Source organism: Corynebacterium sp. (assembly GCF_030535495.1).
Taxonomy (GTDB): Bacteria; Actinomycetota; Actinomycetes; order Mycobacteriales; family Mycobacteriaceae; genus Corynebacterium.
This window is the reverse complement of the sequence record NZ_JAUNRW010000007.1, coordinates 24,032-47,319: the sequence shown is the minus strand read 5'-3', so window position 1 is coordinate 47,319 and position 23,288 is coordinate 24,032. Positions and strand designations below refer to the sequence as shown.

General features: G+C 68.8%; 25 protein-coding genes and 1 riboswitch. Of the genes, 14 read left to right on the top strand and 11 right to left on the bottom strand.

Translation table 11 applies throughout. The features are described 5' to 3' along the window. The 4 genes from Q4F73_RS02025 to rpsP form a co-directional block, all read left to right on the top strand. A partial coding sequence (locus Q4F73_RS02025) for a P-II family nitrogen regulator (RefSeq protein WP_303357678.1) occupies positions 1-233 on the top strand: 233 nt, incomplete at its 5' end. Then, entirely contained in the window at positions 217-2,217 is a 2,001-nt protein-coding gene (locus Q4F73_RS02020) for a [protein-PII] uridylyltransferase (RefSeq protein ID WP_303357677.1), read from the top strand. The genes Q4F73_RS02025 and Q4F73_RS02020, both read left to right, overlap by 17 nt. A gap of 42 nt (positions 2,218-2,259) precedes the next feature. Further along, complete coding sequence (gene ffh / locus Q4F73_RS02015; protein ID WP_303357676.1) at positions 2,260-3,879, top strand: signal recognition particle protein; 1,620 nt, start codon at positions 2,260-2,262, stop codon at positions 3,877-3,879. Between the two features lie 172 nt (positions 3,880-4,051). Next, on the top strand, positions 4,052-4,588 hold the full coding sequence (rpsP, locus tag Q4F73_RS02010) for a 30S ribosomal protein S16 (RefSeq protein WP_303357675.1): 537 nt from the start codon (positions 4,052-4,054) through the stop codon (positions 4,586-4,588). Positions 4,589-4,630: 42 nt separating this feature from the next. Here rpsP and Q4F73_RS02005 read toward each other — a convergent pair whose 3' ends face one another. After that, positions 4,631-5,014 (bottom strand): cytidine deaminase, encoded by a 384-nt coding sequence (locus tag Q4F73_RS02005; RefSeq protein WP_303357674.1) that lies wholly within the window; start codon positions 5,012-5,014, stop codon positions 4,631-4,633. On the opposite strand from Q4F73_RS02005, the gene Q4F73_RS02000 reads away from it, so the two are divergent. Genes Q4F73_RS02000 through Q4F73_RS01990 form a run of 3 tightly spaced genes read left to right on the top strand, consistent with a single transcriptional unit; the run spans position 4,983 to position 8,313 of the window. Further along, positions 4,983-6,248 (top strand): thymidine phosphorylase, encoded by a 1,266-nt coding sequence (locus Q4F73_RS02000; protein WP_303357673.1) that lies wholly within the window; start codon positions 4,983-4,985, stop codon positions 6,246-6,248. The genes Q4F73_RS02005 and Q4F73_RS02000 overlap by 32 nt on opposite strands. Before the next feature lie 11 nt (positions 6,249-6,259). Beyond that, positions 6,260-6,904: a deoxyribose-phosphate aldolase gene (deoC, locus tag Q4F73_RS01995; RefSeq protein ID WP_303357672.1), complete on the top strand. Its 645-nt coding sequence runs from the start codon at positions 6,260-6,262 to the stop codon at positions 6,902-6,904. Then, positions 6,901-8,313, top strand: a complete 1,413-nt coding sequence (locus tag Q4F73_RS01990; RefSeq protein ID WP_303357671.1) for a phospho-sugar mutase — start codon at positions 6,901-6,903, stop codon at positions 8,311-8,313. The genes deoC and Q4F73_RS01990 overlap by 4 nt, the downstream gene beginning before the upstream one ends. Before the next feature lie 39 nt (positions 8,314-8,352). Here the strand turns inward: Q4F73_RS01990 and Q4F73_RS01985 are convergent, their stop codons facing one another. The 3 genes from Q4F73_RS01985 to Q4F73_RS01975 all read right to left on the bottom strand — a co-directional run bounded on the left by Q4F73_RS01985 (position 8,353) and on the right by Q4F73_RS01975 (position 10,534). Beyond that, the gene (locus Q4F73_RS01985; protein WP_303357670.1) at positions 8,353-9,210 is read right to left on the bottom strand and encodes a PRC and DUF2382 domain-containing protein; all 858 of its coding nucleotides are present in this window, start codon (positions 9,208-9,210) and stop codon (positions 8,353-8,355) included. A gap of 273 nt (positions 9,211-9,483) precedes the next feature. Further along, positions 9,484-10,203: a purine-nucleoside phosphorylase gene (gene deoD, locus Q4F73_RS01980; protein WP_303357669.1), complete on the bottom strand. Its 720-nt coding sequence runs from the start codon at positions 10,201-10,203 to the stop codon at positions 9,484-9,486. Continuing rightward, on the bottom strand, positions 10,196-10,534 hold the full coding sequence (locus Q4F73_RS01975) for a cupin domain-containing protein (RefSeq protein ID WP_303357668.1): 339 nt from the start codon (positions 10,532-10,534) through the stop codon (positions 10,196-10,198). Before Q4F73_RS01975 ends, deoD begins: the two co-directional genes overlap by 8 nt. Positions 10,535-10,557: 23 nt before the next feature. Here Q4F73_RS01975 and rimM point away from each other — a divergent pair, with 23 nt between their 5' ends. Then, on the top strand, positions 10,558-11,136 hold the full coding sequence (gene rimM / locus Q4F73_RS01970) for a ribosome maturation factor RimM (protein WP_303357667.1): 579 nt from the start codon (positions 10,558-10,560) through the stop codon (positions 11,134-11,136). Next, entirely contained in the window at positions 11,133-11,948 is an 816-nt protein-coding gene (gene trmD / locus Q4F73_RS01965) for a tRNA (guanosine(37)-N1)-methyltransferase TrmD (protein WP_303357666.1), read from the top strand. The genes rimM and trmD overlap by 4 nt, the downstream gene beginning before the upstream one ends. Here trmD and Q4F73_RS01960 read toward each other — a convergent pair whose 3' ends face one another. Beyond that, positions 11,949-12,329, bottom strand: a complete 381-nt coding sequence (locus Q4F73_RS01960; RefSeq protein WP_303357665.1) for a hypothetical protein — start codon at positions 12,327-12,329, stop codon at positions 11,949-11,951. 247 nt (positions 12,330-12,576) lie between these two features. Here Q4F73_RS01960 and Q4F73_RS01955 point away from each other — a divergent pair, with 247 nt between their 5' ends. The 5 genes from Q4F73_RS01955 to Q4F73_RS01935 are packed head-to-tail and all read left to right on the top strand — an operon-like array spanning position 12,577 to position 17,525. After that, on the top strand, positions 12,577-12,951 hold the full coding sequence (locus Q4F73_RS01955; protein WP_303357664.1) for a hypothetical protein: 375 nt from the start codon (positions 12,577-12,579) through the stop codon (positions 12,949-12,951). Positions 12,952-12,955: 4 nt separating this feature from the next. Beyond that, the gene (locus Q4F73_RS01950) at positions 12,956-13,648 is read left to right on the top strand and encodes a class I SAM-dependent methyltransferase (protein ID WP_303357663.1); all 693 of its coding nucleotides are present in this window, start codon (positions 12,956-12,958) and stop codon (positions 13,646-13,648) included. Beyond that, positions 13,645-14,538 (top strand): hypothetical protein, encoded by an 894-nt coding sequence (locus Q4F73_RS01945; RefSeq protein ID WP_303357662.1) that lies wholly within the window; start codon positions 13,645-13,647, stop codon positions 14,536-14,538. The genes Q4F73_RS01950 and Q4F73_RS01945 overlap by 4 nt, the downstream gene beginning before the upstream one ends. After that, complete coding sequence (locus Q4F73_RS01940; protein ID WP_303357661.1) at positions 14,535-15,221, top strand: DedA family protein; 687 nt, start codon at positions 14,535-14,537, stop codon at positions 15,219-15,221. The genes Q4F73_RS01945 and Q4F73_RS01940 overlap by 4 nt, the downstream gene beginning before the upstream one ends. 33 nt (positions 15,222-15,254) lie before the next feature. Next, entirely contained in the window at positions 15,255-17,525 is a 2,271-nt protein-coding gene (locus tag Q4F73_RS01935; protein ID WP_303357660.1) for a Tex family protein, read from the top strand. A gap of 75 nt (positions 17,526-17,600) precedes the next feature. Here the strand turns inward: Q4F73_RS01935 and Q4F73_RS01930 are convergent, their stop codons facing one another. From Q4F73_RS01930 to thiC, 6 genes are all read right to left on the bottom strand, one after another. Continuing rightward, positions 17,601-18,665, bottom strand: coding sequence for a ThiF family adenylyltransferase (locus tag Q4F73_RS01930; protein WP_303357659.1), 1,065 nt, complete (start codon positions 18,663-18,665; stop codon positions 17,601-17,603). Beyond that, complete coding sequence (locus tag Q4F73_RS01925; RefSeq protein ID WP_303357658.1) at positions 18,666-19,448, bottom strand: thiazole synthase; 783 nt, start codon at positions 19,446-19,448, stop codon at positions 18,666-18,668. Positions 19,449-19,451: 3 nt separating this feature from the next. Next, positions 19,452-19,652, bottom strand: a complete 201-nt coding sequence (gene thiS, locus Q4F73_RS01920) for a sulfur carrier protein ThiS (RefSeq protein ID WP_303357657.1) — start codon at positions 19,650-19,652, stop codon at positions 19,452-19,454. A gap of 1 nt (position 19,653) precedes the next feature. After that, positions 19,654-20,700: a glycine oxidase ThiO gene (gene thiO / locus Q4F73_RS01915; RefSeq protein ID WP_368660508.1), complete on the bottom strand. Its 1,047-nt coding sequence runs from the start codon at positions 20,698-20,700 to the stop codon at positions 19,654-19,656. Beyond that, positions 20,697-21,335 (bottom strand): thiamine phosphate synthase, encoded by a 639-nt coding sequence (locus Q4F73_RS01910; protein ID WP_303357680.1) that lies wholly within the window; start codon positions 21,333-21,335, stop codon positions 20,697-20,699. The genes thiO and Q4F73_RS01910 overlap by 4 nt, the downstream gene beginning before the upstream one ends. After that, on the bottom strand, positions 21,319-23,085 hold the full coding sequence (thiC, locus tag Q4F73_RS01905; protein WP_303357656.1) for a phosphomethylpyrimidine synthase ThiC: 1,767 nt from the start codon (positions 23,083-23,085) through the stop codon (positions 21,319-21,321). The genes Q4F73_RS01910 and thiC overlap by 17 nt, the downstream gene beginning before the upstream one ends. Beyond that, a riboswitch (TPP riboswitch) is annotated at positions 23,081-23,195 on the bottom strand. Its footprint overlaps the gene before it by 5 nt. Between the last annotated feature and the right edge of the window lie 93 nt (positions 23,196-23,288).

Below are 23,288 nucleotides of genomic sequence, written 5' to 3'. Positions count from 1 at the left end.
ACGGCCAGCAGCGCGGACACAGCGAGGTCTACCGCGGCGCCGAGTACGCCACCGACTTCGTGCCGAAGGTCAAGCTCGAGGTGTTGGTCACCGACGCCCAGGTCGATGACGTCCTCGACGCCATCACCCGCGCCGCCTACACCGGCAAGATGGGTGACGGCAAGGTGTGGGTCACCCCGGTGGAGCGCGTCATCCGCGTCCGCACCGGCGACCACGATGACGCTGCTCTCTAATCTGCCCGTCCCACCCGGTTGTGCCCTCGTGGCCACCGGGTCTCTGGCGCGTAAGGAGATGGCGCCGCACTCGGACCTCGACCTGGTCCTGCTGCACCCGGAAGGGCAGATCCCGGATGTGGAGAAGCTCTGGTACCCACTGTGGAACAGCGGTTACCGCGTGGACCACGCCGTACGCACGCCCGCCGAATGCGCCGGGATGATGAGCGCCGATTCGACCGCGGCGTTGGCGTTGCTGGAGATGCGTTATCTCTCCGGTGACGCGGCGCTGGCGGCCCGCACCCGGGAGCTGGTGCTGCGGGAATGGCGCGTGGAGATCCACCGCAACTTCAACGCGCTGGTCGACACCGCCATCGCCCGCTGGCGGCGCTTCGGCTCGGTGGTCACCATGACGCACCCGGACCTCAAGAACGGCCGCGGCGGGCTGCGGGACCTCGATCTGATCCGGGCGCTGGCCCTCGCCCAGCTGTGTGATGTCCCCCCGCTGGCCGCCGAGCGCCGCCTGCTTCTCGACGTCCGCGCCCACCTCCACACCCACGCCCGCCGCCGGCGCGACGTCCTCGACCCCGAGTTCGCCACCGACATCGCCGCGGAGATGGGCCTGGCCGACCGCCATGAGCTCTCCGCCCAGGTGGCGGCCGCCGCCCGGCGTATCGACGCCGCCGTCACCGCGGCGCTGGCCACCGCGCGCGGTGCGCTCGGTTCGCGGGCCCGCGGGGAACGCCGCCCGCTGGATGTCGACGTCGTCGACGCCGGGGGAGAGATCACCCTCTCCCGCCGCCCTGATCTGGGGGACCCCGCACTGCTGCTGCGTGTCGCGGCGGCCAGCGCCCGCACCGGACTGCCCGTCACCGACCACACGTGGGCGCGCCTTATCGAGCTGCCCGACCTGCCCGAGGTGCTGCCGGCGGCCGCGGCCGAGGACTTCTTCGAGCTGCTCACCCACCCCGAGATGATCAACGACCTCGACACCCGCGGCCTGTGGACACGGCTCGTGCCCGAATGGGAGCACATCCGTGGTCGCATGCCGCGCGAGCGCACCCACATCCACACCATCGACCAGCACAGCATCGTCACCGTGGCGCACTGCGCCGCCGCCGGTGTCTCCGTCGCCCGCCCCGATCTGCTCATGCTGGGTGCGCTGTTCCACGACATCGGCAAGGGGTACGGACGGCCGCACGAACAGGTCGGGGCCGAGTTCGTCGCGCGGCTGGCCGCCCGCCTGGGCCTCAACCTCCCCGACCGCTCCCGGGTGCAGACGCTCGTCGCCGAGCACACCACCATCGCCCGCCTGGCGGCGCGCTTCGACCCGGGTGCCGACGAGACCCTCGACATGCTTCTCGACGCCGTCCACTACGACCGCGACACCCTCGACCTGCTCGAGGTGCTCACCGAGGCCGACGCCAAGGCCACCGGGCCGGGAGTGTGGAACGCGCGCCTGGAGTCCGGGTTGCGGACCCTGGTGCGGCGGGCCCGGCGGGCGCTCGTGCAGTCCGAGCCGCTGCGCCCGTACGTCCACGCTCCGGAGGACCTGAGCCTGCGGGAGGAGGAGGACCTGGTCATCGTCTCCGCCCGCGACACCGATCCGCAGCAGATCCTCGCGCTGCTCGCCGCCAAGGCGTGGAAGCTGGTCGGGGCCCGGATCTCGGGGCCGCACGCGGAGTACGACGCCCGCCCGACCGTCGAGACGCTCGAGGAACTCGATACCGCCGCGGTCATCCAGTCCCACAAGTCCGGCATCCACACCGCGGTACCGGCCCCGGTGCCTGCCCCGACCTGGGTGTCCTGGCGCGGTCAGACCCTCGAGGTACGCACTGCCGCGCGGGTCGGCGCACTGGCCGCCCTCCTGCGGGTGGTACCGGAGGTGGAGTGGCTGACCATGAGCACTCCGGGTGCCACCATGATCGTCCAGACCGCCTTCACCGGGCCGGTCGACCGCCGCAAGGTGGACAGGGATGTGACCCGCGTGCTGGGCAACGGTTAGCATGGGGACGTTGATTCATCGAAGTCGTAGGAGAGTGTCCCAGTGTTCGAGTCTCTTTCAGACCGCCTTACCGGTGCCCTCACCGGGCTACGCGGCAAGGGCAAACTGACCGAGGCGGACATCAACGCCACCGCCCGGGAGATCCGCCTCGCCCTGCTCGAGGCCGATGTCTCCCTGACGGTCGTCCGCGGCTTCATCAAGCGCATCAAGGAGCGTGCCGCCGGCGCCGAGGTCTCCGAGGCGCTCAACCCCGCCCAGCAGGTGGTCAAGATCGTCAACGAGGAGCTCGTCGAGATCCTCGGTGGTGAGACCCGCCGCCTCACCCTGGCGAAGACCCCGCCGACCGTCATCATGCTCGCCGGTCTGCAGGGTGCGGGTAAGACGACCCTGGCCGGAAAGTTGGCCCGGCACCTGGCCAAGCAGGGTCACACCCCCATGCTGGTGGCCTGTGACCTGCAGCGACCGGGCGCGGTCCAGCAGCTGCAGATCGTCGGTGAGCGCGCGGGCGTGCCCACCTTCGCACCGGACCCGGGCACCAGCATCGACTCCCACGACCACGACATGGGCACCTCCCACGGTGACCCGGTGGACGTCGCGAAGCGGGGTATCGAGGAAGCCCGCCGACTGCAGCACGACGTCGTCATCGTCGATACCGCCGGCCGCCTGGGTATCGATGAGACCCTCATGACCCAGGCGCGCAACATCCGCGACGCCGTCAACCCGGACGAGGTCCTCTTCGTCATCGACGCCATGATCGGCCAGGACGCGGTCACCACCGCCGAGGCCTTCCGCGACGGCGTCGACTTCACCGGTGTCGTCCTCACCAAGCTCGACGGCGACGCCCGCGGTGGCGCCGCGCTGTCGATCCGTGAGGTCACCGGCAAGCCCATCATGTTCGCCTCCACCGGTGAGAAGCTCGAGGACTTCGACGTCTTCCACCCCGAGCGCATGGCCAGCCGCATCCTCGGCATGGGTGACGTCCTCAGCCTCATCGAGCAGGCCGAGCAGGTCCTCGACCAGAAGAAGGCCGAGGAGACCGCCGCCAAGCTCGGCTCCGGCGAGCTCACCCTCGAGGACTTCCTCGACCAGATGCTCATGATCCGCCGCATGGGCCCCCTGGGCAACATCCTCAAGATGCTGCCCGGCGGCAAGCAGATGAACGACATGGCCGACATGGTCGATGAGAAGCAGCTCGACCGCATCCAGGCCATCATCCGCGGCATGACCCCCGCCGAGCGCGAGGACCCGAAGATCCTCAACGCCTCCCGCCGCAAGCGCATCGCCGCCGGTTCCGGTGTCACCGTCACCGACGTCAACCAGCTCGTCGAGCGTTTCTTCGAGGCCAAGAAGATGATGGGCAAGATGGCCGGCCAGTTCGGCATGCCTGGCGGAGGCATGCAGCGCTCCGCCACGAAGAAGAAGCCCAAGGGCCGCAAGGGCAAGGGCGGCAAACGCAAGCCGGTGAAGAACCGGCCGACCCAGCCGCAGATGCCGGGCATGCCCGACATGTCCCAGCTGCAGCAGCTGCAGAAGCAGATGGAGTCCGGCGGCGGTATGCCGGGCATGCCAGGTATGCCGAAGCTCCCGGGGATGCCGGGGATGCCGAAGGGCATGGAGGGCCTCGACCTGGACAACCTCGACTTCGGCCAGGGGAAGAAGTAGCGATTTCCTCCCCGGCCGCCAGCCCGGTATAGTTTTCCGGGTTACTGCGTCATGCCGCTCCCGACCACGGTCGGCCGGTCAGTCACACGCAGTGAAATCCGAGGGTTGAACCGGCCCGCCGACAGGTGGCGGGTGTCTGAACTGCCCAGTGACTTTATTGAAGGAGCCCCACATGGCTGTCAAGATCAAGCTGCAGCGTCTCGGCAAGATCCGTACCCCGCACTACCGCGTCGTCATCGCCGACGCCCGCACCCGCCGCGACGGCAAGGTCATCGAGAACATCGGCATCTACGAGCCGAAGCAGGAGCCGTCCCTCATCAAGATCGACTCCGAGCGTGCACAGTACTGGCTGTCCGTCGGCGCCCAGCCGACCGAGCCGGTTCTCGCCCTGCTCAAGGTCACCGGTGACTGGCAGAAGTACAAGGGCATCGACGGCGCCGAGGGCACCCTGAAGGTGGCCGAGGAGAAGCCGTCCAAGCTCGACCTGTTCAACCAGGCTCTGGCCGAGGCCAACGAGGGCCCGACCGTCGAGGCCATCACCGAGAAGAAGCGCAAGGCCAAGGAAGAGGCCGAGGCCAAGTCTGCCGCCGAGAAGGAGGCTGCTGAGAAGGCTGCCGCCGAGGAGGCCGCTGCTGCTGAGGCTGCTGAGTCCGAGGAGGCTCCGGCCGAGGAGTCCGCAGAGGCTTCCGAGGAGAAGGACGCAGAGTAAAGCGTTCTTGCTGATCAACCCCGCTCTCGAGCGGGGTTGTTTTCATTTTGCAGTTCCGAAGGCGTGGGGTAGCAGGGCGGTGAAGTCGAGGTCGTGGCCCTCGACCAGGACGCGGCGGCACCCGAACTCGGAGAGCACCTGGCGGCAGGAGCCGCAGGGCCAGCAGGGGCCGTCGGGACCTGCGACGGCGACGGTGTCGATCTCCCGGAACCCGGCCGCGACCATCGCCATGACGGCACCCCGCTCGGCACAGATGGTTTCCCCGAACGCGGCGTTCTCCACATTGCATCCGCTGAAGATCTGACCCGTCGACGTGAGCACGACCGCGCCCACCGGGTGATTGCTGTAGGGGGCGTAGGCGTGGCGGGCGGCGGCGCGGGCGGCGTCGAGAAGCATGGTTCTCCCTAAGGTGGGGGACATGGACATGATCGACATTATCCGCACCAAGCGCGACGGCGCCGCCCTGAGCACCGCGCAGATCGACTGGGTCATCGCCGCCTACACGCACGGGCGGGTCGCCGAGGAGCAGATGTCCGCGCTGGCGATGGCGATTGTCCTGCGGGGGATGGAGCGCCGCGAGATCGTCGACTGGACGAACGCGATGATCGACTCGGGGACGCGGATGCGATGGGAGGGCAGCGTCGATAAGCACTCGACAGGAGGGGTGGGGGACAAGATCACCCTGCCGTTGGGTCCGCTCGTGGCCGCGCACGGGGTCGTCGTGCCGCAGTTGTCCGGGCGCGGGCTGGGGCACACGGGCGGCACGCTGGACAAACTCGAGGCGATCCCGGGTTGGCGGGCGGAGCTGAGTGAAGCTCAGATGCGGTCGGCGCCGGGTGGTTTCGTGGCGGCCGCGGGCGCGGACCTGGCTCCCGCGGACCGCAAGCTGTACGCGCTGCGGGATGTCACCGGCACGGTGGATTCGATCCCGCTCATCGCCAGTTCCATCATGAGCAAGAAGATCGCCGAAGGCACGGACGGTCTGGTCCTGGACGTCAAGGTCGGCCCGGGTGCGTTCATGACCTCGCTTGACGACGCCCGCGAGCTCGCCCGCACCATGGTCGAGCTCGGGCAGGATGCGGGAGTGCGCAGTTGCGCACTGCTCACGGACATGTCGACGCCGTTGGGGCGCACGGTGGGCAACGCACTCGAGGTGCGCGAGGCCGTGGAGGTGCTGGCCGGTGGTGGGCCGGCGGATGTGGTGGAGTTGACGCTGGCGCTGGCCCGGGAGATGCTCACGCTGGCCGGGGTGGATGCCGATCCCGCCGCAGCGCTGCGCGACGGTCGCGCCATGGACACCTGGCGGGCGATGGTCCGCCACCAGGGCGGGGATCCGGATGCCCCGCTGCCGCGCGCCGCCCACACCCATGATGTGCTGGCGGAGCGCGACGGCCACGTCACGCTTCTCGACGCCCGCGAGGTCGGGGTCGCGAGCTGGCGGCTCGGCGCCGGTCGTTCCCGGAAGGAGGACGCGGTGCAGGCGGGGGCGGGTGTGGAGATCCATGCTCCGGTGGGTACGCGCGTGCGGCGGGGCGACCGGCTGCTCACCCTGCACACCGACACCCCGGAGCGCTTCGAGCGGGCCTTGGAGGGACTGCACCCGGTCATCGGCGACACCCCGCCGACACCGCGCACCCTCATCCACGAGCGGATCGGCTAGAACTGGAAGGTATGAAGCGCACTGACCTCGCCCGGTACATCGACCACACCCTCCTCAAGCCCGAATCCACCGCTGCGGAGGTGGACGCCCTCGTCGCGGAGGCCGCGGAGCTCGGCGTCTACTCCGTGTGCGTCTCGCCCTCGCGGCTGCCGGTGGAGGTGCCCGGAGGTGTGAAGGTGGCCACGGTCTGCGGGTTCCCCTCCGGCGCACACCACGCCCACATCAAGGCCGCCGAGGCGGCGCTGGCGGTGTCCACCGGGGCGGACGAGGTCGACATGGTGATCAACCTCGCCTTCGCCCGGGACAACGAGTTCGAGGCCGTCGAGTCCGATATCCGCGCGGTCCGCGACGCGATCCCCACGGCGGTGCTCAAGGTGATCCTGGAGACGGCCGTGCTGAGCGACGAGCAGATCACCCATTGCTGCGTCGCGGCGGAGCGGGCGGGAGCGGACTTCGTCAAGACCTCCACCGGGTTCCACCCCGCGGGCGGTGCCACGGTGCACGCGATCGAGCTCATGCACGCCGCGGTCGGTGGGCGCCTGGGGATCAAAGCCTCCGGCGGGATCCGCGACACCGAGACCGCCCTGGCCATGATCGAGGCCGGCGCCACCCGCCTGGGTTGTTCCTCCTCGGCCGCCGTGCTGTCCGGGCTGTGAACCCGGCCGAGTGGGCGGCGCATGACCCGGATCCGGTGACCCGGGCAGAGGTGCTGGGGTGGATTGCGGCGGATGACCCGCGGCTGAGTTCCCGGTTCGCGGGCCCGTTGACGTTCGGCACTGCCGGGCTGCGGGGGCCGATCGGGGCGGGGGAGTCCGCGATGAACGTCGCCACCGTCACCCGGGCCACCGCCGGGCTGGCGGCCTGGCTGGGGGTGGGTGCACGCGTGGTCCTCGGCTGCGATGCCCGCCACGGTTCGGCCGCGTTCTACGAGGCGGCCGCCGAAGTGTTCTCCGCCGCCGGTGTCGAGGTGCTGGCCCTGCCACCGCGCCAGCCCACCCCGCTGACCGCGTTCGCCGTGCGCCACTTCCACGCGGATGCCGGGGTGATGATCACCGCGTCCCACAACCCGGCCACCGACAACGGCTACAAGGTGTTCGACGCCTCCGGCTCGCAGATCATCCCGCCCAGTGACGCCGAGATCGCCGCGGCCATCGATGCCGCCGGATGGGCCGATGAGATCCCGCGCTCGCGGGGGAACATCCGGGAGGTGGACGTCGTGGAGGACTATCTCGCCCGCGCCGTCTCGCTGATCGACGCCCCTTCCTCCCAACCCGTCATCGTCACCACCGCCCTGCACGGTGTCGGCGCCGCGGTACTGGCGCGGGCCCTGCGGGAGGCGGGTTTCGCCAACGTGCACCCGGTGGCGGAACAGCAGGACCCGGATCCGGATTTCCCCACCGTCGCCTACCCCAACCCGGAGGAGGCCGGGGCCCTGGACCTCGCCTTCGCCCTGGCGGCGGAGGTCGACGCCGACCTCATCCTGGCGCTGGACCCGGACGCGGACCGCTGCGCCGTCGCCGTAGCGGGGCGCCCGTTCACGGGGGATGAGATCGGCGCGATCCTCGGCTGGGACATCGCCTCCCGGACCGGGGAGGGGGTGCTGGCGTGCTCGCACGTGTCCTCGCGGCTGCTGGGGAAGATCGCCGCGGATCAGGGGCTGGGTTTCGTGGAGACGGACACCGGTTTCAAGTGGATCGCCCGGGTGCCGGATCTCGTCTTCGGCTATGAGGAGGCCCTGGGCTATTGCGTCGATCCGCGGTATGTGGCCGACAAGGACGGCATCACGGCGTGTCTGCGGGTGGCGGAGGTGGCGTCGAGAAGCGATCTTGCGGCGCTGCTCGATGACCTCGGTGACCGCTTCGGCCATCACCTGACCCGGCAGGTGGCGGTGCGGGTGGCGCAGCCGGCAGGCGAGCGCGTGGTGCGGGAGTTCGGCGCCGACCGCGTCATCGTGCGGCCCTCGGGAACGGAACCGAAGGTCAAGTACTACTACGAGACCGTGGCGCCGACGCGGCAGGAGGCGCAGCGGCGGCTGGAGCGGCTCATGAAAGACCACCACCCCTGATGGCCCGGGGGCCGTCAGGGGTGGAGGGTGGTGCGTGGTTTAGCGCAGGTCGCGGTTGTCGCGGTTGAGGTTGTCACCCTCGACCTCGATCTCCTCGTGAGCGACATCCTCGGACACGGTCTCGGTGTCGCGGACGGTCTCCTTGCCCAGGCTGACCTTCTCGACCGGGACGGTCTCCTTGGTCACGTTCACGCGCTCCTCGCTGAGGGTGACGGTGGTCTCGTCGTCGGCGAGGGCGCCGCCGCGGGCAGCTGCAGCGTCGTCGGCGTCGATCGGGGTGCGCTCCAGGCGGACCTCCTCGCGCTCAACCGGAACCTCGACGGTCTCGGTGTCGCGGACGACGTACTTGCGCAGGCGGGCCTCACCGGTGGCGACGCGCTCCTTGTCGACGTTGAGGCGCTCCTCGGAGCGGACCATCTCGCCCTCTGCGGCGACATCACGGTTCACGTCGCGGTCTGCGGCGACACCGGCGTGGACGTCGCGGTCAGCCACGTCGCGGTCGACCACATCACGGCGGTCATCGGTGGTGCCGTAGCCGGCGCGGTCGCGGGTGTCGACATCAGCGTCGTAGGTCTCGACGTTCTGGGTGGACTCCAGGCCGAAGTGGCGGTAGATGGTGGCCTGGTCCTCATCGGTGAGGTGGGCGTCGTTGTCGACGCTCGGTGCGTCCTCGATGCGGTCCTTGGTGAAGGCCAGCTTGAGGTTCTCACCATCGAGACGGTGGCCGCGCAGCGGGACGAGGGAGGAGCCCATGCCGAACAGGCCGTGGCCGACCTCAACGAAATCCGGCTGGCCGCTGGCGTCGTTGATGTAGACCTCCTTGACGGAGCCGAGCTTCTCACCGTCGGCGTCGTAAGCGGTTGCGCGGGTGATGTCTGCGATGTTGCGGTTAACCATTGTCTTGAATGTCCTTTCGTGGGAACGTCAGTGGAACAATCACCACGGTAGGGATCTGGGGCAGCGGCGTGGGGGCGGTGCGGGCCTCGTCAACCATCGTCGGTCACTGCTCGAATCTGGCCCTTGACAGCCTTGGAAAGTGTCGTTAGGGGGCATTCGCGCCGCGCATTAGCAATTTTGCATGCACAATCCGACATGGGATCGGCGGGCGGGCGGCCGGTTTTTCGAACTTTTCGTGACGATTCGGTTAAGAAATTTGATATGTGATATACATCACATAGCGCTGAGGGGCAGCGCCAGCTCCATCATGCGCGTCAGCGCGGTCTCCCTGTCGGCCGCCGATGTCGCCGCTCCCGTCACGATGTTGTCGGAGACGGTGAACACCCCGAGGGCATCGACACCGGCCTCCGCGGCCACCGCGTAGAGGCCGGCGGACTCCATCTCCACGCCCAGAACGCCCATCCGGGCCCAGCGGGAGATCGCTGTGTCATCGGCGTGGTAGAAGATGTCGGAGGACAGGATGTTGCCCACATGCACCTTCACCTCCTGCCGGGCGGCCTCCTCGGTGATGGCCTGCAGCAGGCTCCACGACGCAATCGGCGCGAAGGTGCCGGGCAGGTTGTACTGGGAGAGGAAGCGGGAATCGGTGCAGGCTCCCTGGGCGATGATGATCTCGTAGAGATCCAGGTCCGGCTGCATAGCACCGCAACTGCCCACCCGGATCAGACGCTGCGCGCCGTAAACGTGGATGAGTTCGTGCGCGTAGAGGGAGATGGACGGGATGCCCATACCGGAACCCATGACGGAGACCTCATGGCCCTGCCACGTGCCGGTGAAGCCGAGCATGTTGCGCACCGCGTTGAACTGGACGACATCCTCCAGGTACGTCTCCGCGATGAACTTCGCGCGCAGCGGATCACCGGGCAGCAGCACGGTCCGGGCGATCGGGGCGCCACCCGGGTTGATGTGCGGGGTGTCGGGAAGCTCAGGCATGGCGCTCTCCCGTCAGCATCGTCAGCAGGAGGATGCTGCGATCCGGGGCGTCCGCGGGGCACTCCACCCGGTGCGTGACATGCTCAGGCAGGTGGACCACCACACCCGGGTCCAGGCGCACCGTCTCCTCGCCACAGGTGAAGTCCAGCTCGCCCGCGACGCACTGCACGGTGATGGGATGAGCGGAGCGGTGGTCCGGCAGGTCCTGTCCCGGGGCGAAGGTGAAGACGATGAGATTCGCACCGTCACCCTGCAGCAGACGCTGGACCGCCGGGCGGGGTCGTGAGGGATGGGGTGCGGGGGCGGCGTCGAGAAGCGGAAGGACGTTCATGGCGTTGAGGCTAGCCGACTAGCATGAAGGCCGTGAATGACAATGAGGTCCAGATCGGACGTGTGATCAAGCCCCACGGCGTGCGCGGTGAGCTCGTCGTCGACCCCACGACGGATGACCCGGACGGGCGCTTCGCCGTCGGGACCGTGCTGTCGGGTCGCCAGACCGGTAAGACGCTCGAGTTGACGGTGAAGTCCGTGCGCCCGCACCAGGGTCGGCTGCTGGTGACCTTCGAGGAGATTCCCGGCCGCACGGAAGCCGAATCGCTGCGCGGACTGCGATTTTTCGCCGAGCCGGTCATCGACGAGGAGGATGACTCCTACTACGACCACGAACTCATCGGCCTGCGGGTGCTCAACGTCGGGGCGGTGAGCGAGGAGGAGGCCACCGCACGCGCCTACGAGGGCGCGCAGCCGGAGCCGGAGGACATCGGCGAGATCACCGGGGTCGTGCGCGGCACCGCCTACCGCCTCCTCGAGGTGCGTCTCGACGACGGCGGCGGCGAGGCCATGGTCCCCTTCGTCCACGCCATCGTGCCCATCGTCGACCTCGACAACGAGGCCGTCGTGATCACCCCGCCGGAAGGGCTGCTGGACCTGTGAGGCTCGACGTCGTCACCATCTTCCCCGAGTACCTCGACCCGCTGCGCCACGCCCTGCTGGGCAAGGCCATCGAGCAGGGCAGACTGTCTGTCGGGGTCCATGACCTGCGCCACTGGGCGACGGACGTGCACAAGTCCGTCGACGACACCCCCTACGGCGGTGGCCCCGGCATGGTGATGAAACCGGAGGTGTGGGGCCCCGCGCTCGATGATGTCGCCGCCGGGCGCGCGGGCGTGGAACTGGAGAGTTCGCTGCCGCACCTGGAGAAGCCGGTGGACACGGACGAGTCCTCCTACGCGGCCGGGGAGCGCGACGAGCGTCCGCTGCTCATCGTGCCCACCCCCGCCGGGAAGCCCTTCACCCAGGAGGACGCGCGCGCCTGGTCGCACGAGGATCACATTGTTTTCGCCTGCGGGCGTTATGAGGGTATCGATCAGCGCGTCATCGTCGATGCCGACAACCGTTACCGCGTCCGCGAGGTCTCCATCGGCGACTACGTCCTCATCGGCGGGGAGGTGGCGGTGCTCGTCATCGCCGAGGCCGTGGTGCGCCTGATCCCCGGGGTGCTGGGCAACCGCCGCAGCCACGAGGAGGACAGCTTCTCCGACGGGCTGCTCGAGGGCCCGTCCTACACCAAGCCCCGCACGTGGCGTGACCTCGACGTTCCCGACGTGCTGCTGTCCGGCAACCACGCCCGCGTCGACCGGTGGCGCCGCGATCAGGCGCTGCTGCGTACGCAGGCTGTCCGCCCCGAGCTGCTTATCGACGCCGACCTCTCCGCCGCCGACCGCAAGGTCCTGGGCCTGGAGTAGTCAGTGCAGGTCGCCGCCAGCCAGAAAGTCGGCGGCATTGACCTGGATCACGTGGTCAGTATCCAAGGCGATCCGGTCCATGGTCGACGGGTCGACGACGTAGTGTTTTCCGTTCGTGCGGAGCCAACCGCGCCCGCGGGTGTCATAACGGTGGCAGGCGTAAATGAGATGGGCGTTCTCCATGAGGGTGAGGAATCTGTCTACGGTTGGCGAATTCGTCTTGTGTCCTTCACCTCCCAGCGTTGTGACGATCTTGTTCACGGAAATCGGGGAGCCGATGACATCAACGACGGTGCGTGCCACCTTGAGGAACACTGCGGCGTCCCGGAGCTGGCCGCGCAGCGCGATTTCGCAGGTGAATATGGAATCGAAAAAGTGCATCGTTGAGCTGTGCCGTCACGTGCGGGTCCGTGGAAAGAGTGGATGCCGGAAAGCCTCCGATCTCCACCCACGCCCGGTAGGAGTGCTCAGGAGGAGTGGTGGGCGGTGTCTCGCGGAAGTGTCGAAACTCAGCCAGGGAGAGATGTAAAGCGTACTTTAAGAACTGACCCGAATCGCGAATTCTCATAACGTACTTTAAACACTCCGACCACGGCCCCATGCTCACGGGAGGGAGTAGCGTGGGGCCATGTCTCGAGTCATCTCCACGGATCTCAACATCCTCGCCCGCCCCGCCGACTGGGAAAAGGTGTCCGCGCAGCTGCCCGCGGCACTGGGCGAGGCCGGGTACGACGTGGCCTCCGTCCACGGTGAGATCGTCGACCTCACCTGCGAGCCGGACAACATGCTGCTCACCCAGTTCGCGCAGGAGCAGGGACACATGCCCGTCACCGAGTCGCTGTACCGGGTGATCATCAACGGCCGCAGCGATCTCGACCTGCGCGCGGCCACCGCGGCCGTGGTTGCTGCGCTGCCGGCGGGCACCTACTGGTACGGCACGAGCCACCTCGGGGAGACGGAGCCGGGGGTCGCGGCCGCCTGCGCCTGGCAGGACAGGTCCTAAATCCATGGCCATGTTCGACCGCGCCGCGGAGGCCTTCGACCGGCACGCCGCCGACAGCGCCTACAACGCCCACTATGACCGCCCCGCGCTGCTCGAGCTGCTCGGCGACGTCGCCGGCCTGCACATTCTCGACGCCGGCTGCGGCTCCGGCCACTACGCCGCCGAGCTGCTGGCCCGCGGGGCGTCGGTGGTGGGCGTCGACGCCAGTTCCGAACTCATCCGCCTGGCCCGCAGGCGCGCGCCGGAGGCGGAGTTTCACGTCCAGCCCCTGGAGGAACCGCTGGACTGGCTGGCCGATCGCAGCGTCGACCGCGTGCTCATGGCGCTCGTTCTGCACCACCTGCACTATCCCGTGGAGGTGTTGCGCGAACTGCACCGCGTCCTGGCCGATGACGGCCGCCTCGTGCTCTCCACCGGCCATCCCACCGATGACTGGCGACGCCGCGGCGGCAGCTACTTCACCACCGAGCGCATCGAGGAGACGTGGTCGATGGGCCTGCAGGTTGCTTATCGACGCGCCCCCCTGTCCACCCTGACCGACGAGTTCGCGGAGGCCGGGTTCGTCGTCGAGAAGCTCGTGGAACCACGACCGACCGAGACGATGAAGCAGAAGTATCCGGAGGCGCACGAGAAGCTCTCCCGGGTACCGGCCTTCATCGCCTTCCAACTGATGAAACACCCCGGGAGCATCCGATGAAACGACTGATCAGCGCCGACACCTCCGAGATCCTCGACTTCACACCCGCCCAGCTCAAGCAGGCGATCGCGGCCAGCGAGGGGCGGGTGGTGTGCGCGGAGAACATCACCGCGCTCATCCCGCAGATCACCGACATCACCAACGCCGAGATCGCCCGCGCCTTCGGGGCCGACCTCATCCTGCTCAACTTCCTCGACGTCGAGCATCCCTACATCCACGGGCTCGACGTCACCGACGATCCGGTGCGGCGCCTGCGCGAGCTCGTCGGGCGCCCCGTGGGCATCAACCTCGAACCCGTGGACCAGGCTGCGACGATGCTGGAGGAACGCCAGGATGTCGCGCCGGGCCGGCAGGCGCTGCGGGAGTCCATCATCCGGGTAAGCGAGCTCGGCGCGGATTTCCTCTGCCTGACCGGCAACCCGGGCTCCGGGGTGAGCAACGCACAGATCGCCGACACCATCGCGCTGTGCACAGAGCTTTTCGACGGCCTCATCATCGCCGGAAAGATGCACGGCGCCGGGGTGGGTGAGGGGGTCGTCGATAAGCAGGCGGTGTCGGACTACCTGGACGCGGGCGCCGACATCATCCTCGTCCCGGCAGTGGGAACCGTTCCCGGATTCACCATGGATGAGCTCGTGGAGATCGTCCGTGCCGTGCATGCGCGCGGCGGACTGGTGATGACAACGATTGGCACGAGCCAGGAGACCTCCGACCCGGCCACCATCCGCCGCATCGCGCACGACAACAAGATCGCCGGCGCCGACATCCAGCACATCGGCGACGCCGGGCCCGGCGGGTTGGCGGACCCGATGAACATCTATACGCTCAGTGAGACGATCCGCGGACGGCGGCACACAATCTCCCGAATGGCAAGGTCAATACGCAGATGACGAAGCAGGACGAACCCGAACTCCCCGGGTTTCTCGCCCACCCCGACCGCACCGACAAGATCCTTTTCACTGCGCTCATCCTCATGGGGCTGTGGGCACTGGCGCTCATCCCGCTGCGTGCCTGGCTGCTGTCGCACCCGCTCATCTACACCCTCGCCGTCGGCGGCTACACCTCCGCCGTTGTCTCGGGTGCCAACGCCTCGGTGGGCAACGGCGTGTGGTGGGTGTATCTGCTGTGCACCGTCATCGGCGCAGTGAAATTCATGCCCGTCTACTGGGCGATGGGCCGCAAGTGGGGCATGGAGTTCATCGACATGTCGCTGCAGTACATGCCCCGCGCGCACCGCTTCTTCCAGCGCGCCGTCGCCGCGGAATCGCGGAAGATGTACGCCGGCACCCTCGCCTTCATCCCGCTGGGCTACCTGCCGGGACCGGTTCCCAACACCATTGTCAACGCCGTTGCCGGCCTGCTGAAGATCCGCTTTGTCATCATGCTCGCCGTCAACGTGCTCTCTGTTCTGGCCGTCAACGGCCTGTTCCTGTGGCTCGGTTTCACCTACGGTGAGCAGGTGCTCGAGGTCGTCGAGGTGATCAACCGCTACCTGCTGTGGATCACCCTGGGACTCCTCGCGCTCATGTTCTTCCGCGCCTGGCGGCAGGGGAAGCGGAAGGCGCAGGCTTAAGAAGCCGGGAGTGCCCCGCGTAGACTGTGCCGAATGATCGTCTCCACCATCGCCCGCGAACTGCAGGTCCGCGAGGGCCAGATCCGCGCCGTCCTCGACCTGCTCGCGGAAGGCAACACCGTCCCCTTCATCGCCCGCTACCGCAAGGAAGCCACGGGCGGTCTCGACGACACGCAGCTTCGCACCATCGAGGAACGCGCCACCTACCTGCGCGAACTCGAGGAGCGCAAGCAGGCCGTCCTCGAGGCCATCGATGAGCAGGGCAAACTCACCGATGACCTCCGCGCGCTCATCCTCGCCTGCGAGACGAAGGCCCGCCTGGAGGACCTCTACCTGCCGTTCAAGAAGCGCCGTAAGACGAAGGCGGACATCGCCCGCGAGGCCGGGCTCGAGGCCCTCACCGATGCGCTTATCGACGCCCCCTCTTCCGCCCCCGAGCAGCTCGCCGCCGATTACCTCACGGACGGTTTCGAGGATGAGAAGAAGGCCCTCGAGGGGGCGCGGGCGATCCTCATCGACCGCTTCGCCCTTGATGCCGACCTGGTCGGCGAGGTCCGCGAGCAGATGTTCCGCACCGGCCAGATGACCTCCACGGTCGCCCCGGGCAAGGAGAACGAGGGGGCGAAGTTCAAGGACTACTTCTCTTTCTCCGAGCCCTTCACGAAGCTGCCCTCCCACCGCATCCTGGCGCTGCTGCGCGGCGAGTCCGAGGGCGTGCTCCAGCTGCACCTCGACCCCGGTGACGATGCTATCTACGAGGGCATGATCGCCTCCCGCTTCGACCTGCCCGTGGGGGAGTCCCGCTGGCTGGCCGACGCCGTCCGCTTCGGCTGGCGCACCAAGCTCGCCGTCTCCTCCGGCCTCGACGTGCGGATGCGCCTGAAGGAGAGGGCCGAGGAAGGTGCCCTGGACGTGTTCGCCACCAACCTCCGCGATGTCCTGCTCGCCGCCCCCGCCGGGCAGCGCGCCACCCTGGGGCTGGACCCGGGCTTCCGCAACGGCGTGAAGTGCGCCGTGGTGGACCCGACCGGCAAGGTGCTGGCCACCTCCATCGTCTACCCGCACCAGCCGCAGAACCGCTGGGACGCCGCCCGCCAGGAGCTCGCCGGCCTGTGCGCCACGCACGGGGTGGACCTGTTGGCCGTGGGCAACGGCACCGCCTCCCGGGAGACGGAGAAGTTGGCGGGGGAGATCGCGGACCTCATCGCGTCGGCGGGTGGGACGCGGCCGACCCCGGTCGTGGTCAGCGAATCCGGGGCGTCGGTGTACTCTGCCTCCGAGATCGCGGCCGCCGAGTTCCCAGAGATGGATGTCTCCCTGCGCGGGGCCGTCTCCATTGCGCGTCGCCTGCAGGACCCCCTGGCGGAGTTGGTCAAGATCGACCCCAAGGCCATCGGCGTCGGCCAGTACCAGCACGACGTCAACCAGCATGCCCTGGCCCGCACCCTCGACGGTGTCGTCGAGTCAGCGGTCAACGCCGTCGGCGTGGACCTCAACACCGCCTCGGTCCCGCTGCTCGAGCGCGTCGCCGGGGTCACCGGCACCCTGGCGAAGAACATCGTCGCCCACCGCGACGACCACGGTGCCTTCCCCAGCCGGAAGGCCCTGCTGAAGGTCCCGCGCCTGGGGCCGAAGGCCTATGAGCAGTGCGCCGGCTTCCTGCGGATCTCCGGTGGCAGTGACCCGCTCGACGCCTCCGCCGTGCACCCCGAGGCCTACCCGGTGGTCGCGCGCATCGCGAAGGCCACCGGCCTCGACGTCGCGGAACTCATCGGCAACACCCGGGTGCTCTCCGGGCTGCGTGCCGCTGACTTCGCCGACGACACCTTCGGCATCCCGACGGTCACCGACATCATCGCCGAGCTGGACAAACCCGGCCGCGACCCACGCCCGGAGTTCAAGACGGCCACCTTCAAGGAGGGCGTGGAGAAGGTCTCGGACCTGCGGCCCGGCATGATCCTCGAGGGCACCGTCACCAACGTCGCGGCGTTCGGCGCGTTTGTCGACGTCGGCGTCCACCAGGACGGACTCGTCCACGTCTCCGCCCTGTCGGACCGCTTCGTCTCCGACCCGCGCGAGGTGGTGCGCTCCGGACAGGTGGTCAAGGTGAAGGTGATGGAGGTCGATGTCGATCGCCAGCGCATCGGCCTGTCCCTGCGGCTTGACGACGAACCCGGCCAGCCGAAGAAGAAGCCGCAGCGGGGAAATCAGCGGGGTGGGCAACGCGGGCCGCGTCAGCAGGAGCAGCGCCCGGCTGGCGGCTCGATGGCCGACGCCCTCAAGCGTGCCGGCCTGGGGCGCTGAGCCCACCCGTCCTTTGTGCAAATCTCCTATGCACAAGCATGGGGGAGATGCACGAACTCAGCGGGGAGCCGTCAGCTACCCGCCCAGGCCGTTGATCCCGCCGGGCAGGTCGATAAGCTCGTAACCGAGGTCCGCGTACTGCGCGCAGAACTTCGCCGAGCGCACGCCGGAGGCGCAGTGCACCACCACGCGCGAAGCATCTCCCAGCGCGTGGCGCACGGTATCCGGCCCGGTGATCTCCGACAGCGGCAGCCGCACCGGATCCAGCTCGGCGAGAGAGTCGTTGAGAATCTTCTCGTGGGGTTCGCGGATGTCGAGGAGGATGGCTGATCCGGCGCGGACGTCGGCAAGCGGGGAGGGGCCGACCGCGCACACCACGTCGCCGTAGGACGCGTCCAGCTCCGTGACCAGCTCACGAGCCGGGTCGGCCGCGATCTGGAAGGTGCGGGTGGAACCGGGAAAGGCGTCGTAGCGCAGCATCCGGCCGGGCACTACCTCGAGGCCGGACAACCAGCCGATGGCGGTGGTGGCCAGCAGAGCACCGATGACGGCGGTGGTGGCGCCGAGGACGCCGGCGGTGGCGCAGTCCTCGATACCCGGCGGCTGCTCAGGGAAGAGGTCGCGCAGGCCCACGCCTCGTGAGGCGGGTCCGGAGTTGAACAGGCAGACATCCCCGTGGAAGCGCAGCACGGTGCCCCACACGAGGGGAGTGCCGGTGATCTCGGCGGCGTCGGCCACGAGGTATTTCGTCTGGAAGGAGTCGGAGCCGTCGAGCACCAGGTCCACGGAGCCGACCAGCTCCACCGCGTTGGACACATTCAGGCGTTCGTTCAGCGCGGTCACCTGGATACCCGGCTGCAGTTCGGCGAGGCGCTCGGCGGCGACCTCCACCTTCACCCGTCCGACATCGGAGGCGCCGAAGAGGATCTGGCGGTGGATGTTGGTGATGTCGACGGTGTCGTCGTCGATGACCGTGATGTGCCCGACCCCGGCGGAGGCCAGGGACTGCATGGCGGGGCAGCCGAGGCCGCCGGCGCCGATGACCAGGACGTGGGCGTCGGCAAGCGCCTGCTGCTGGTCCATCCCGAAGCCGGGCAGGGCCAGCTGGCGGGCCACCCGGCGCAGTTCTGTCTCACGCATCTACAGCACCTGGTCCGACCAGGACACCAGCCCGTCGAAGCTGGAGGAGGCGACGGCGTGCTCGCGGCGTGGGATCCGGCCAGCGCCAGCGGCCAGGCGACCAGCCTCCACGGCCATTCTGATGGCGGTGGCCATCGCAACCGGATCCTGCGAGCGGTTGACGGCGGAGGCCAGCAGCACGCCGGAGCAGCCGAGCTCCATGGCGAGGGCGGCGTCGGAGGCGGTGCCGACGCCGGCGTCGAGAAGCACGGGCACAGAGGTCCGCGAGCAGATCAGCTCGATGTTGTGCGGGTTGAGAATGCCCAGCCCGGTGCCGATCGGCGAACCGAGCGGCATGACAGCCGCAACACCGACGTCCTCCAGGCGCTTGGCCACGACCGGGTCATCGGAGGTGTAGGCCAGGACGACGAAGCCCTCGGCGACGAGGAGCTCGCAGGCGTCGATAAGCTCGACGACGTCGGGGAGCAGGGTGTGCTCGTCGGCGATGACCTCCACTTTCACCCAGTTGGTGCCCAGCGCCTCGCGGGCCAGCTTGGCCGTGATGACGGCGTCGCGCGCGGTGCGGCAGCCGGCGGTGTTGGGCAGCGGGGCGATGTCGAGGCGCTGGAGCAGGTCGAAGACGGACTCGCCGCCGTCCGTGCGTGCCGCGTGGCGACGCATGGCCACGGTGGTCAGCTCCGTGCCGGAGGCCACGAGCGAATCCTCGAGCATGGACATCGACGTCGCCCCGCCCGTGCCCATGATGAGGTGGGAACTAAAGGTGCGGTCGGCGATGGTGAGCATGGATCAGCCTCCCTGGACGGCGGTGAGAATGTCGATGGACTGGCCCTCGGCGAGTTCGCGGTCCCATTCGGAACGCGGGACGACGTCACCGTCGACGGCGACGGCGACTCCGGCGGCGGGAAGCTCGCCGAGGGTCTCCTCGACGAGGCCGAGGAGGGTGGTGGCGGTGGTCTCGACGGGCTCGTTGTTGACGGTCAGGTTCATGTCACTCCTTGTGTCGGTGCGGGTCGCACGCCGCGAGGTCGATCCCCGGGTCCGTGCCCTCCACGAGGTGGACGGCCACGTCGGCGGCCAGTGCGGTCAGCAGGATGCCGTGGCGGAAATACCCGGTGGAGACGATGAGGTTCTCGTTCACCCTCCCAAGGTACGGAAGATCGTCCGGGGTGCCCGGGCGCGCGCCCGTGGTGGCCTCGAGGAAATCGCACTCCTCCAGGCCGGGGACCAGGCGGGTGGCGTCGCGCAGCAGATCGTGGACGGCACCGGTGCGGGGAACGGGGCGGTCATCCTCGCGGGAGGTGGCGCCGACGGCGATGGTGTCATCGGAACGCGGGATGAGATAGACGGGGCGGTCCTCGACGAAGCCGCGCACCACGCGCGTGAGCATGGGCTGCAGGTGAGCGGGCACACCGAGGCGCAGGATGTCGCCGTAGACGGGCCGCAGCTTGAGCCCGGGGTGGAGGGCCCCGGCGCCGAGGCCGTTGGCCAGGATGACCGGGCCGGCGGGCAGTTCCTCCGCGCGCTCCCGGAGGATGGGGACGTTGAGGTTGGCCAGGGCGTCGAGAAGCGCGGCGGCGAACAGACGCGGGTTGACCTGGTGGTCGCCGGGGATGTGCACGGCGCCGGCCAGCTGCGGACTCAGCGCGGGCTCGAGCGAACGCGCCTGCCGCAGGGGCAGCCGCTCGGCGGTCATGGCGTGCGTGGCCTGGTACTCGGCCAGCTCCGCGAGGTGCGTGGCATCGGCCCGGTCCGCGGCCACCACGAGGGTGCCCTCGGTGCGGTATCCGGTGGGCAGGTCCGTGTGCTTATCGACGACCCCCATCAACCCCGGATACAGCTCCGCCGAGCGCAGCATGAGCGGGAACAGCGGCTCCTGCCGGTAAACCACCTCGGCCACCGGGGCCAGCATGCCGCCGGCGTGGTGGGTGGCGCCGGAGGCGGGGGCGGGATCCTGCAGGGTGACCTCGTGTCCGCGGTCGGCCAGGCGCAGGGCGGTCGCCAGGCCGATGAGCCCGCCGCCGACGACGGTGATCACTGGAAACCCTCCACCAGGCGGGCAGCGTAGGCGCGGGGATCGTCGGCGTTCATGAGACCGCGGACCACGGCCAGGCCGGCCACCCCGGTGGCGGCCAGGTCGGCGGCGTCATCGGCGGTGACGTCCCCGATGGCGACCACCGGCACCTGCGAGAGCGCCGCGAGCTCCCGGTAGCCGTCGAGGCCCAGCGGAGGGCGGCCGGAGTCCTTCGTGGGGGTGGGGCGGTACGGCCCGGCGCCGATGTAGTCGATGATGTCACCGTGGTCGTTGGCGGCGGCGACCAGCTCCGGGGTGCCCGTGGTCAACCCGATGATGGCGTCGGGACCGAGCAGATCCCGGACCTGCTCGACGGGCAGATCACTCTGCCCGACGTGGACGCCGTGGACGGGCAGACCCTGGCGCATGAGGGCGAGGGCGACGTCGACGCGGTCGTCGATAAGCACCGTCGCACGGTCACCGACCTCGCGGGCGACGGCGGCGGTGAGCTCGTAGAGATCGCGCGCGTCGATCGGCTTGCTGCGCACCTGCACGGTGCCGCAGCCGCCGTCGACGGCCGCGCGGACCACGTCGAGGATGTGTTCGCGGGTGCCGGAGCCGGTCACGAGGTAGCAACGCAGGTCAAGGGAGGGACGCATCATTCACCGATTCGAGGTAGACGTGGGAACCGCGCTTGCGGAACTCCTCCGACATGGTACGCATGCCGTCCTCCGCCTCCGGCGCACCGACCTGGGGGATGCCGAGCTTCGAGCCGAAGGCGTCGCGGATGTCCTGGCTGATGCGCATGGAGCAGAACTTCGGGCCGCACATGGAGCAGAAGTGCGCGGTCTTCGCCGGCTCCGCGGGCAGGGTCTCATCGTGGTAGGCCTGCGCGGTCTCCGGGTCGAGGGACAGGGCGAACTGGTCGTGCCAGCGGAACTCGAAACGCGCCTTGGACATGGCGTCGTCCCAGTCGCGGGCGCCCGGATGGCCCTTGGCCACATCCGCGGCGTGCGCGGCCAGCTTGTAGGTGATCACGCCGGTCTTGACGTCGTCGCGGTTGGGCAGACCGAGGTGCTCCTTCGGGGTGACGTAGCACAGCATGGCGGTGCCGCCCATGGCGATGTGTGCGGCGCCGATGGCGGAGGTGATGTGGTCATAGCCGGGAGCGATGTCCGTGACCAGCGGGCCGAGGGTGTAGAAGGGGGCGTCGGAGGCCCACTCCTGCTCCAGCTCGTTGTTGACCTGCACCATGTTGAGCGGCACGTGGCCGGGGCCCTCCACCATGACCTGGACGTCGTACTCCCAGGCGCGGCGGGTGAGCTCGCCGATGGTCTTGAGCTCCGCGAACTGGGCGTCGTCGTTGGCGTCGGCGAGGCTGCCCGGGCGCAGGCCGTCACCGAGGGAGAAGGCGACGTCGTAGTGGGCGAAGATCTCGCAGAGCTCGTCGAAGTTCTCGTAGAGGAAGGACTCCTTGTGGTGCGCCAGGCACCAGCCGGCCATGATGGAGCCGCCGCGGGAGACGATGCCCGTCACGCGCTCGGTGGTCAGCGGGATGAACGGCAGGCGCACGCCGGCGTGGACGGTCATGTAGTCCACACCCTGCTCACACTGCTCGATGACGGTGTCGCGGAAGATCTCCCAGGTCAGGTCCTCGGCGATGCCGTTGACCTTCTCCAGCGCCTGGTAGATCGGGACCGTGCCGATGGGGACGGGGGAGTTGCGCAGGATCCACTCGCGGGTGGTGTGGATGTCGTTGCCGGTGGACAGATCCATGACCGTGTCCGCACCCCAGCGGGTGGCCCAGCGCAGCTTCTCCACCTCCTCCTGGATGGAGGAGGTGACGGCCGAGTTGCCGATGTTCGCGTTGATCTTGGTGAGGAACTTCCGGCCGATGATCATCGGCTCCGACTCCGGGTGGTTGATGTTGTTCGGCAGGATCGCCCGGCCGCGGGCGATCTCCGAGCGCACGAACTCCGGCTCGCAGTGCTCACGCAGGGCGACGAACTCCATCTCCTTCGTGATGATGCCCTGCCGCGCGTAGTGCATCTGCGTCACGCGCTTGCCCGAGGTAGCGCGCAGAGTCGGGCGCTTCTCGCCCTGCCACTCGGCCGAAGCCTCGCCGCGCCGGGTCGCCGTCTTGCCGTCATCGGCCAGGTTGCGGGGGCGGCCCTCGTACTTCTCGACGTCCCCGCGTTCCGCGATCCAGTCCGCGCGCAGCGCCGGGAGCCCGACGGTGACATTGCACTCCGGGCCGCGCGTGCGGTAGATGCGGAAAGGCTCGTTGGGGCCGGTGGGGGAGTCATCCAGGTGGATCTCCGTCTCGGGGACGCTCAGGCCGTGGGACTCGATGGGCGCGAAACGGTGCTTGGGGTGAATTTCCGTGCTGGAGTCATGGGTAGGCTGCATTGCCTCGCCTCTCTTCCTTCGCCGGTACTAACCGGACAGGTTCGAACGGTGCTTGCGCGGCTGACCAGCGCAATCTCAGCCCGATGCCTCGGGCGCCCGTGGGGTCGTCGGTCATCGTAGCACCCGTGGTTTTGCCCGGGGGTGGTCGGTGTGGGAGACTGTGCAGGTTGTATGTCACGGGCACGAACCGGTCGAGCGTCCCA